The organism is Streptomyces sp. NPDC014889 (genome assembly GCF_043081205.1).
In the GTDB taxonomy this organism is placed as follows: Bacteria; Actinomycetota; Actinomycetes; order Streptomycetales; family Streptomycetaceae; genus Streptomyces.
Genome location: NZ_JBIBWH010000016.1, coordinates 176887 through 188356, shown reverse-complemented (window position 1 = coordinate 188356; position 11470 = coordinate 176887). Strand labels below are relative to the sequence as shown.

General features: G+C 74.0%; 2 protein-coding genes (1 of these 2 cut by a window edge). Both read right to left on the bottom strand.

Annotation, left to right across the window (positions count from 1 at the left end; translation table 11 throughout):
* On the bottom strand, positions 1 to 5186 hold a 5186-nt coding region (locus ACF09J_RS29330), incomplete at its 3' end, for an amino acid adenylation domain-containing protein (protein ID WP_392308456.1).
* On the bottom strand, positions 5180 to 11470 hold the 3' end of the coding sequence (locus tag ACF09J_RS29325) for an amino acid adenylation domain-containing protein (RefSeq protein ID WP_392308455.1). Its footprint extends 7881 nt past the window's final position; only the last 6291 of its 14172 coding nucleotides appear in the window; its start codon lies beyond the right edge, outside the window; its stop codon occupies positions 5180 to 5182. The genes ACF09J_RS29330 and ACF09J_RS29325, both read right to left, overlap by 7 nt.

Sequence of the window (11470 nt, the reverse complement as noted above, 5' to 3'; positions counted from 1 at the left end):
GCGGTGATGGCCGTGCACAGTTCGAGTACGGAGGCGTCGAAGCTGGGTGAGGAGAACAGCAGGACGCGTGAGTCGGCCTGGACGGTGAAGCGTTCGACGCAGGAGGTGGCGAAGGCGGCGAGGCCTCGGTGGGAGACGAGGACGCCCTTGGGGCGGCCGGTGGAGCCTGAGGTGTAGATGACGTAGGCGGGGTGGTCGGGTCGCAGAGCGGGAGTGCTGAGCGGGGATCCGTCCGTGTCGGGGTCGATGTCGGTGTCGAGGGTCAGCCGGCGTGCGTCGCCGCCTATGTCGGTGAGGCGTTCGGTGGTGTCCTGGGTGGAGAGGATGAGCGTGGGTGCGGCGTCGTTGAGGATGTACTGGATGCGTTCGGCCGGGTAGTCGGGGTCGATGGGGAGGTAGGCGCTGCCTGCTTTGAGGACGGCGAGTTGGGCCACGACCATGTCGACCGAGCGGGGCAGGAGGAGGGCGACCAGGCGCTCGGGGCCGGCTCCGGCGTCGATGAGGACGCGGGCGAGCCGGTTGGCGCGTTCGTCCGTCTCCCGGTACGACAGGGACTCCTCGCCGTGCACCAGCGCCACCGCGTCCGGGTGCCGTTCCACGGTCGCGCCGAACAACTCCGGGAACGTCACCGGCACCACATCACCACGCGCCGTGTCGTTCCAGTCGTGCAGCAACTGCCGCCGCTCGGGCGCCGAGAGCACGTCGACGGCCCGCACCGGGAGTTCCGGGTCGGCTACGACCGCTTCCAGGAAGCGCACCAGCCGCTCGCCCAGCTCCTCGACGGTCGAGCGGTCGAACAGGTCGAGGCGGAACTCCACGAGGCCGTTGATCCCCTGGAGTTCGCCCGCGCGGTCGATGCTCTCGTTGAAGCTGAGGGAGAGGTCGAACTGGGTCGACTTGACGGGCACTTGGCGCACGGTGCAGTTCAGGCCCGACAGGCCCATGCTGCTCTCCGGCGTGTTCTGCAGCGCCAGCGAGACCTGGAAGAGCGGGTGGCGTGCCAGTGAGCGCTCCGGGTTGAGCACCTCGACCAGCCGCTCGAACGGCACGTCCTGGTGGGCGTAGGCCGCGAGGTCCGCCTCACGCACACGGCCCAGCAGCTCGGTGAAGGTCGGGTCGCCGGACAGGTCGGTGCGCAGCACCAGCGTGTTGATGAAGAAGCCGACGACCCGCTCAAGAGCGTCGTCCGTGCGGCCCGCGATCGGGCTGCCCAGCACCACGTCGGACGTCGAGCCCAGCACCGAGAGCAGCGAGGCCAGGCCCGCCTGGAGCACCATGAACAGCGTGGTGCCGGTCTGCCGGGCCAGCGCGGCCAGATCGCGGTGCAGCCCGGCCGGCAGGTGGAGCAGCACCGAGTCGGCCCGGTAGTCGGCCTCGGCAGGCCGCGGCCGGTCGGTGGGCAGCCGCAGCTCGTCCGGCAGGCCGCTCAACGTCTCTTTCCAGAAGGCGAGTTGCCGGTGGATCAGGCTGTCCTGGTCGTCCTCGGAGCCCAGGATCCCGTAGTTCCACATGGTGTAGTCGGCGTACTGCACCGGCAGCGGCTGCCAGTCGGGCGCCGTGCCTGCGGCGCGGGAGGTGTAGGCGCGTGCCAGGTCGGCCGAGAACGGGTCGAGCGACCAGCCGTCCCCGGCGATGTGGTGCAGCACGGTCAGCAGGACGTGGGACTCCGGTCCGGTCTCGAACAGGGTGACCCGCAGCGGGGTTTCCACGGCCAGGTCGAAGCTCTGCGCCGAGGCCGCCGCGATGGCGGTGTCCAGGTCCTTTGCGGTGGTCCGCACGACGGCCAACTCGCAGCCACGGTCCGGGGGAAGGATGTCCTGGCGCGGCTCCCCGTCCCGGTCAGGGAAGACGGTGCGCAGGCTCTCGTGCCGGGCGACCACGTCCCGTACGGCGGTGCGCAACGCGTCGACGTCGAGCGGCCCGCTGATCTGCACCGCGAGGACGATGTTGTGGGCGGTGCTGGCCTGCTCGAAGCGGTTCATGAACCACAGCCGGCGCTGTGCGTAGGACAGGGGGATCTCCGTCGGCCGTTCCCACGGCCGCAGGGGGGCGCGGGCGCCGGCCGCGCCGCCTATCCGGCCGACCAGTTCGGCGACCGTGGGCGCCTCCCACAGCTCCCGCAGCGGCAGTTCGACCTCGAAGACCGACCGGATCCGGCTGACCACACGCGTCGCGTGCAGCGAGTGGCCGCCCAGCTCGAAGAAGTTGTCGTGGACGCCGACCGACGTCAGGTTGAGCATCTCAGCGAACAGTCCGCACAGGATCTCCTCCTGCGGGGTGCGCGGGCCCTGGCGGGTGACCAGCGCGGCGAAGTCGGGGGCGGGCAGCGCCTTGCGGTCCACCTTTCCGTTGGGGGTCAGCGGCAGCGCGTCCAGCGGCACGAAGACGGCCGGCAGCATGTAGTCGGGAAGCCGGGTCGCCGCGTGGGCGCGCAGCGCGTCCACCGCGGGCACCGACCGGCCGGAGACCGGTACCAGATAGGCGACCAGGCGGTGCTCGCCCGACTCGTCGGACCGGGCGACCACGGTGGCCTGGGAGACGTCCTCGTGCTCGGCCAGGACCGCCTCGATCTCGCCGGGTTCGACCCGGAAGCCGCGGATCTTCACCTGGTCGTCCACCCGGCCGACGAACTCAAGCTGGCCGTCGTCCGACCAGCGCGCCACGTCGCCGGTGCGGTACATGCGGGAGCCCGGCGCGCCGAACGGGTCGGCCGTGAACCGCTCGGCCGTCAGACCGGCCCGGCCCGCGTAGCCGCGGGCCACGCCGTCGCCCGCCAGGTACAGGTCGCCCGGGACACCGACCGGGGTGGGGGACAGGGCCGAATCCAGCACGTAGACGCGGGTGTTGGCGATCGGGCGGCCGATCGGCGGAAGCCCCGGCCGGTCGCCCAGCAGGGCCGAGGTGGACCAGACCGTGGTCTCGGTCGGACCGTAGACGTTGGTGACCTCGGCGGCCAGCGCGAGCAGCCGGGTGGCCAGGCCGGCGGGCAGGGGTTCGCCGCCGACCAGGACCCGCAGTCCGGCCAGCGCCATCGGCCGCTCCGAGACCAGGGCCTGCCACAGGGTGGGGGTCGCCTGCATGAGCGTGGCGCCGGTGCCGGTGATCAGCCGGCCGAGCGCCGGCGGGTCGAGCACCTGGTCGCGGGAGGCGATGACCACGGTGGCGCCCGCGCTCAGCGGCACGAACAGTTCCAGCGCGGCGATGTCGAACGCGACGGTGGTGACCGCGACCAGCCGGTCGGCCCCGTCGACGCTGAACCTGGCGCGCATGTCGGCGACCAGGTTGGCGATGTTGGCGCGGGAGACCACGACGCCCTTGGGGCGGCCGGTGGAGCCGGAGGTGTAGATCGCGTAGGCCGGGTGGGCCGGGCGGACCGGCGCGGTCAGGTCGGCGTCGGTCAGTCCGGTGCCGGGAAGCTGCGCGAGGGCGTCGGCGACCGCGCTCTCGTCCAGTACGACGCGCCGCACCCCGGGGACATCGGGCAGGCCGGTCACGGAGGAGTCGGTGAGCAGCGCGCAGGGGCGTGCGTCGTCGAGGATGTAGCCGATCCGCTCGGCCGGGTACTCCGGGTCCAGGGGGACGTAGGCGCCGCCCGTCTTCAGGACCGCGAGCAGCGCCGTCAGCAGCGCGGCCCCGCGCGGCAGGGCCACGGCGACCCATGACTCCGGTCCGACGCCCGCCGCCGCGAGGTGGCGGGCGAGCCGGTTGGCGCGCCGGTCCAGCTCCCGGTAGGAGACCTCGCCGTCGGCGTCGATCACGGCGACGGCGTCCGGGGTGAGCGCCGTGTGCCGCTGGAAGGCGTCGACGACGGATTCGGCGCCCACGGGCACCGTGGTGTCGTTCCACTCCGTCAGCAGCAGGCGGCGTTCGGCCGGCGGCAGGGCCTGGACCCGGCCCACGGGGGCCTCGGGGTCGGCGTGGATCAGGGTGAGGATGCCGACCAGCGCGTCCAGGATGCCCTGCGCGCGCTCCCGGTCGAACAGGTCCGGGCGGTAGCCGAGCCGGATCCGCATGCGCCGGCCGGGCGCCGGGAACAGGCTCAGCGGGTAGTGGGTCGCGTCCTGGCCGACCGCGCCGGTGATCCGCAGGCCCTCGGCGAGTTCGCCGAGCCCGTCGGCCTCCACCGGGTAGTTCTCGAACACGACCAGGGTGTCGAACAGTTCGCCGGTCACCCCGGACTGCGCCTGGGCGTCGGCGAGTGTGAGGTGGTGGTGGTCCAGCAGGTCCACCTGCCGCCGCTGCTGCCGCTGGAGCAGCCCCGTCCAGGACTCGGCCGGCCGCGCGGAGACCCGTACCGGCAGGGTGTTGATGAACGAGCCGACCATGTTCTCCACGCCGGGGACCGCCGACGGCCGGCCGGAGACGGTGCCGCCGAAGACGACGTCGTCGCGTCCGGTCAGCTTGCCCAGCAGCACGCCCCAGGCCGCCTGCACGACGGTGTTCAGCGTGACACCGCAGCGCCTGGCCGTCTCGGCCAGCCCGCTGCTCAGCTCCTCCGGCAGCGTGACCAGCAGGTCCTGCGGGACCACCGCGCCGCGCTCGGCGTCCGGCGCGACCAGGGTGGGCTCCGAGACGTCGCCGAGCGCGTCGCGCCAGGCGGCGAGGGCGGCCCGCCGGTCCTGCCGTCCCAGCCAGGTCAGGTAGTCGCGGTAGGGCGTCACCGGCGGCAGCGCATCGCCGGAGTAGAGCGCGAACAGCTCGCGCATCAGCAGCGGCCCCGACCAGCCGTCGAGCAGGATGTGGTGGTTGGTCATCAGGAACCGGCAGCGGTTCTCGCCCAGCCGGATCAGGGTGAAGCGCAGCAGCGGCGCACGCCTCAGGTCGAACGGGCGCACCCGGTCGGCGGCCATCAGCTCGGCGAGCCGTTCCTCCTGCCGGTCCGCCGGACCGTCGGTGAGGTCGGTCTCGGACCAGGGCAGCTCGACGCTGCGGTACACCACCTGCACCGGATCGCCGTTCTTGCGGCGGCGGAAGCCGACCCGCAGGTTGGCGTGCCGGCGCAGCAGCCAGGTGGCCGCGTCCCGGAGCCGGCCGGTGTCCACGGTCCCGTCCAGGTCCACCGCGATCTGCACCGTGTAGACGTCGAGGGCGCTCTCGTCGTCCTGCGCGTACTGGGAGTGGAACAGCAGCCCTTCCTGCAAGGGCGACAAGGGCAGGAGATCCTCGATACGCGACTGGTTCACCATGACAACCCCTCGTCGTCCAGTTCGTTCTCGAACTCGTCCAGTTCCTGCTGGTCCACCGGGACCAGGGTGGGCGTGCCCGGCCGGGCGGGCGCCGCCGTCAGGGCGCGGGCGCGGTCCACCATGGACGTCAGCGCCCGGAACCAGGCCTCGGCCAGGTCCCGTACGTCCGCCTCGTCGAACATCCCGTCGGGCCACGCCCAGGCGGCGACCAGCCGCGGGCCGTCGGGACGGTCCTCGGTCTGGGCGTTGAGATCCAGGCTGTGCGCCATGGGCATGGCGGCGTCGCCGCCGCCGGTCAGCCCGGCCAGGCCGGGCGGCGGGCTCCAGTCCTGGGCCGGGGCGTCACCGCCGCCCGCGGTGAACCGGCCCAGATAGTTGAACCCGAGCTGCGGCGTGCGCAGGGCGGCCAGTTGCGGCCCCGTGCGCTCGTTGAGGTAGCGCAGCAGCCCGTAGCCGATGCCGCCGTCGGGCAGTTCGGCGAGCTGGGCGCGCACCTTGGCGAGCACGGCGTCCACCGCCTCGCCGCCGCCCCAGAAGTCGTTCCAGTCCACCTGCCCGGGGTTGAGACGCACCGGGAAGGAACTGGTGAACCAGCCGACGGTACGGCCGAGGTCGGCGCCCCTGACCACCGGCTCGCGGCCGTGCCCCTCCATCTCGACCAGCACCGCGTTGCCCCGGGTCGGGCGGCGCCGGGCCCGCCAGGAGGCGACGGCCACCGTGTAGGCGGTGAGGAGCACGTCCTTGATCCCGGCGTCGAAGGCGGCCGGCACGCTCGTCAGCAGCGGCTCGGCCACCTCCGCGGGCAGGGTGAGGCGCAGGCTGCGCGCCGTGCCGAACACGTCCCGCTCCCGCTCCAGCGGCCGGGCGCCCAGCAGCGGGTCGGGACCGCTCAACGCGGCCCGCCACAGCGGCAGTTCCTCGACCCGGTGCGTGCTGCCCGCCTCCTGGGCCAGCCGTCCGGCCCAGGTGCGCAGCGAGGTGGGCACCGCCTCCAGCTCCGGCTCCCGGCCGGCCGCCACCTGGGACCAGGCGGCGGCCAGGTCCGGCAGCAGGATCCGCCAGGACACGCCGTCCACCACCAGGTGGTGCACGGCCAGCAGCAGCAGTCCCGGCCGGCCGGTGCCGGCGTCGAACCAGACCGCCCGCACCAGCGAGCCCGACTCCGGGGTGAGCCGCCGCGCGGCCGCCCGGCCGTGCTCCACGAGCAGGTCGCGCTGCGCCTCTTCGTCGCCGGAGGCGGCTGCGTCCGCGAAGTCCACGCGGTCCACGAGGAGTTCGGCGCGCACCTCGCCTCGGGGGCGTACCTCGGTCCGCCAGTCCTCGGCGCCGTTCCTGGTGAGCCGGAGCCGCAGCGCGTCGTGCCGGTCGAGCACGGCCTGTACGGCGGCGGTCAGTCCGGGCAGGTCGAGCGCGGCGGGCGTCCGGACCGTCATCGCCTGGTGGAAGCCGTCGATCGGGCCTCCGTGCTCCCGCCACCAGTGCATGATCGGGGTCAGCGGCAGTTCTCCGATGCCCGCGTCCGCTTCCTCGGTGAGGGGCTCGGTCGCGGCCTCGGCGATCCGGGCGAGCGCCGCGGGGGTGCGGTGCTCGAACACGTCCGCCACCGTCAGTTCGATCCCGGCCGTCCGGGCCCGGCTGACCAGTTGGATGGAGACGATGCTGTCGCCGCCGAGGTCGAAGAAGCCGTCGTCGGCCCCGACCGTCTCCCGGCCGAGCAGTTCGGCGAAGATCCGGCACAGGGCGGCCTCCCGCTCGGTGGCCGGGCCGCGGCCGGGCTCGCCGCCGAAGTCGGGCGCGGGCAGCGCGGCGCGGTCCAGCTTGCCGTTCGCGGTGAGCGGCAGCGCGTCCAGGACGGTGAAGGCGGCGGGGACCATGTAGTCCGGCAGCGCGGCCGCGACGTCCTTGCGCAGCACGGCGGGCTCCGGTGGCCGTGCGCCCTCGTCCGGGACCACGTAGGCGACGAGCTGCCTGAGGCCCGGCCGGTCCTCTCGTACGATCACCGCGGCCTGGGCGAGTCCGGGCCGGGCGAGCAGTACGGTCTCGATCTCGCCGGGTTCGATCCGGAAGCCCCGGATCTTGACCTGCTGGTCGGAGCGGCCGACGAACTCCAGCTCACCGTCGCGGTTCCACCGTACGAGGTCGCCGGTCCGGTACATCCGGGAGCCGGCCGGACCGAACGGGTCGGCCACGAACCTCTCCGCGGTCAGCGCCGGGCGGCCCAGGTAGCCCAGGGCCACTCCGGAACCGGCGATGCAGAGTTCGCCGGCGACGCCCACCGGCACCGGCCGCAGCCGCTCGTCGAGGACCGCCACGCGGGTGCCCGCGACGGGGCGGCCGATCGGCGGCGTCGCGTCGCCGGACAGCGGGCCGCTGAGCGTGGCGGCGATGGTGGTCTCGGTCGGGCCGTAGGCGTTGACGACGGTGCGTCCGGCCGACCAGCGGGCCAGCAGGCCCGGCGAGAGCGCCTCCCCGCCGGAGACGACACAGCGCAGGCTGGGCAGCTCGCGCTCCGGCAGGGTGCCCAACAGCGGGGCCGGCAGCATGACATGAGTGGCCTCGGCCGCTTCGATGACGTCGGCCAGGCCCTCACCGACCAGTTCGCGGCCCGTGCCCGGAAGGGCGAGCGTGGCCCCGGACAGCAGGGTCATCGCCAGATCGCCGACCGACACGTCGAAGTTGGTCGACACCACCTGGAGCACCCGGCTTCCGCCGTCCAGGCCCAGCCGTTCGACGTGGCTGTGCACGAACGACGCCAGACCGGTGTGCCCGACCAGCACGCCCTTGGGCCGGCCGGTCGACCCGGAGGTGTAGACGACGTACGCGGGGCTGTCGGCGGCTGCCGCCGCCGGCGGGTCCGTCGCCGGGCGCGCGGCCACCGAGGCCGCGAACCCCGGCTCGTCCAGGACCCAGGCCGGCACGGCCGGTGCGCCGGGCAGCAGGCCGTGGGACGCCTCGGTGGCGAGCAGGGCGGCCGGTGCCGCGTCGGCGAGCATGAACGCGACGCGCTCGGCCGGGTACTCCGGATCCACCGGCAGGTGGACGGCGCCCGCCTTGGCCACCGCCAGGAACGCGGCGACCTGGAGCGGGGAGCGCGGGACGGCGGCCGCGACGATCCGGCCCGGGGCGACCCCACGGGCGATCAGCTCGTGGGCCAGCCGGTTGGCCCGCTGGTTCAGCTCCGCGTAGCTGGTCCGCTCGCCCTCGCACCACAGGGCGGTCGCGTGCGGGGTACGTGCCGCCTGCGCCTCGAACAGCTGCGCAAGGGTGCCCGCGGGCGCCTCGGGCTCGGTGCCGCGCCAGGGACCGAGCAGCAGCTCCCGCTCGCCTGCGGTGAGCAGGTCGTGCTCCCCGATCGGCCGGTCAGGCTCGGCCAGCAGCCGCTCCAGCAGGGCGACCAGCCGGTCCGCCAGCGACTGGGCGGTGCCCTCGGTGAACAGGTCGGTGCTGTACTCGACCACACCCACGATGCCGTCGGGCCGGCCGTCCGCGTCCTCCGTCTCGGCCAGGTTGAACGCCAGGTCGAACTTGGCCACCCGCAGGCCGTGGGGCTGCTGGGCGATGGTCAGGCCGTCGCCGAGGCTCAGCGCGGCGGGCGGGGTGTTCAGCAGGTTGAGCATGACCTGGAGCAGCGGATGCCGGGACATCGAACGCGTGGGGGACAGCACCTCGACGAGCCGTTCGAAGGGCACGTTCTGGTTCTCGAAGGCGGCGACGTCGGTGCGCCGCACCCGCTCCACCAGAGCCCGGAAGCTCGGGTCGCCGCTGGTGTCGGTGCGCAGCACGAGGGTGTTGACGAAGAAGCCGACCAGCTCGTCCAGGGCGTCGTCGGTGCGTCCGGCGACCGTGGTCCCGAGCGGGATGTCGCTGCCCGCGCCGATCCGGTCGAGCAGTGCGGCGAGCGCGGCCTGCAGGACCATGAAGGGGCTGGCCCCGGCGGACTTCGCCAGCTCCACCAGCGCACGGTGCACCGGGGGCTCCAGCCGCAGCCGGACCAGGCCGCCCTGGTGGCTGGGCCGGGCCGGGCGCGGCAGGTCGGTCGGCAGCGCCAGCTCCTCCGGCATCCCCGCCAGGTGCTCGCGCCAGTAGCCCAGCTCCGCCGCCAGCCGCGAGTCCTGGTCGTCCTCGCTGCCCAGCACGTCGCGCTGCCAGAGGGCGTAGTCGGCGTACTGCACGGTGAGCGGCGTCCACTGCGGCGCCCGCCCGGCCGTCCGTGCCCGGTAGGCGTCGGACAGGTCGCGCAGCAGCGGGCCCAGCGACCAGCCGTCGCAACTGATGTGGTGGACCAGGAAGACGAGCACGTGGTCGCGCGGTCCCACGGTGAACAGGTGGGTGCGCACCGGCAGTTCGGCGGCCAGGTCGAAGCCGTGAGCGACCGCCCCGGCGACCGCGGCGTCCAGTTCCTCCGGTGCCACCTCGGCGATCCGCAGCCGGGGTGTCGCCGTCCCGGGGTCGAGGATCTCCTGGCGGGGGGTGCCGTCGGACTCGGGGAACGTGGTGCGCAGGCTCTCGTGCCGGGCCACCACGTCACCGATCGCGGACTGCAACGCCTCCACGTCGAGGGGGCCGGTGAGCCGCATGGACAGCGGGATGTTGTAGGTGGGGCTCGGGCCTTCCAGGCGGTTGAGGAACCACAGCCGGCGCTGCGCGAACGACAGCGGGACGTGCTCGGGCCGCGGCTGCGGCAGCACGGTCCGCCGGGCGTCCCCGGCCCCGCCGAGCAGCACGGCCAGGCCGGCCACCGTGGGGTTCTCGAAGAAGTCGCGCAGCGGCAGTTCGGCGGCGAACTCGCTGCGGATCCGGCTGACCAGCTTGGTCGCCTGCAGCGAATGCCCGCCGAGCTCGAAGAAGTTCGCCTCGACGTCGATGTTCTCGTCGCCCAGCACCTCGGCGAAGATCCGGCGCAGCCCGGCCTCGGTCGCGTTGCGCGGGGCACGGCCGCCGGACGGGCCGGTGGGCTCCGGCGCGGGCAGCGCCCTGCGGTCGATCTTCCCGTTGGGAGTCAACGGCAGCGCCGGGAGCACCATGAAGGCCGACGGCACCATGTACTCCGGCAGCCGCGCGGCCACATGCTCCCGCAGCGCCGCCGCCGAGGGTGCGCTACGGCCCTCCACGGCGACCACATAGGCGACCAGGCGCCGCTCGCCGGGCTCGTCCTCCCGGGCGAGCACGGCGGCCTGCGCGACGTCGCCGTGGGCGGCGAGCAGCGACTCGATCTCGCCCGGCTCGATCCGGAAACCGCGGATCTTGACCTGGTCGTCGGCGCGTCCGACGAACTCCAGGTCGCCGTCCGGCAGCCACCGCACCAGGTCGCCGGTCCGGTACATCCGGGAGCCGGCGGGGCCGTACGGGTCGGCCGTGAACCGCTCGGCGGTCAGTCCCGGCCGGCCGGCGTAACCGCGGGCCAGACCGGCGCCGGCCAGGTAGGCCTCGCCGGGCGTGCCGACCGGGACCGGCCGCAGCGCCTCGTCGAGGACCAGCACCCGGACGTTCCACAGCGGGCGGCCGATCGGCGCCTTGACGCCCGCGGTGAGCGGTCCGCTGACGGTGGCGCACACGGTCGCCTCGGTCGGGCCGTAGGCGTTGAGCAGCCGGCGGCCCCGTGCCCAGCGGGCGATCAGGTCGGGCGCGGAGGCCTCCCCCGCGACGATCACGTTCATGCCGTCCGGGAGCGCGCCCTGCGGCAGCACGGCGAGCGCGGCCGGCGGGATGTTGGCGTGCGTGACGCGCTCGCGGGCCAGCAGCGCGGTCAGCGGCTCGCCGACCGCCAGGTCGTCGGCGGGGGCCATCACCAGGACACCGCCGACCAGCAGCGGGGCGAGCACCTCCCAGATGGCGGCGTCGAAGCTGGAGGAGGCGAACTGGAGCATCCGGCTGCTCGCGCCGAGGCCGAACTGCTCGCGGATGGCGCCGAATCCGCCGATGCCCTCGTGGGTGACCACCACACCCTTGGGCGTGCCGGTGGAACCGGAGGTGTAGATCATGTAGGCCGCGTTGGCGGGGGACGCCGTACGGCTGGTGTCCGGCACGGTGTCCGGCAGCGCGGCCAGCTCGGCGCGCACACCGGCGTCGTCCAGCAGCACCCGCGGTACGTCCGACTCGGGCAGCCCGGTGGCGGCCGGTCCCTCGGTCAGCAGTGCGGCGGGACCGGCGTCGGCGAGCATGAAGGCGATCCGCTCGGCCGGATAGGCAGGGTCCACCGGCAGGTGGACGGCACCGGCCTTGAGCACCGCCAGCAGGGCGACCACCAGCCGCGGCGTGCGCGGCAGGGCGACCGCCACCACGTC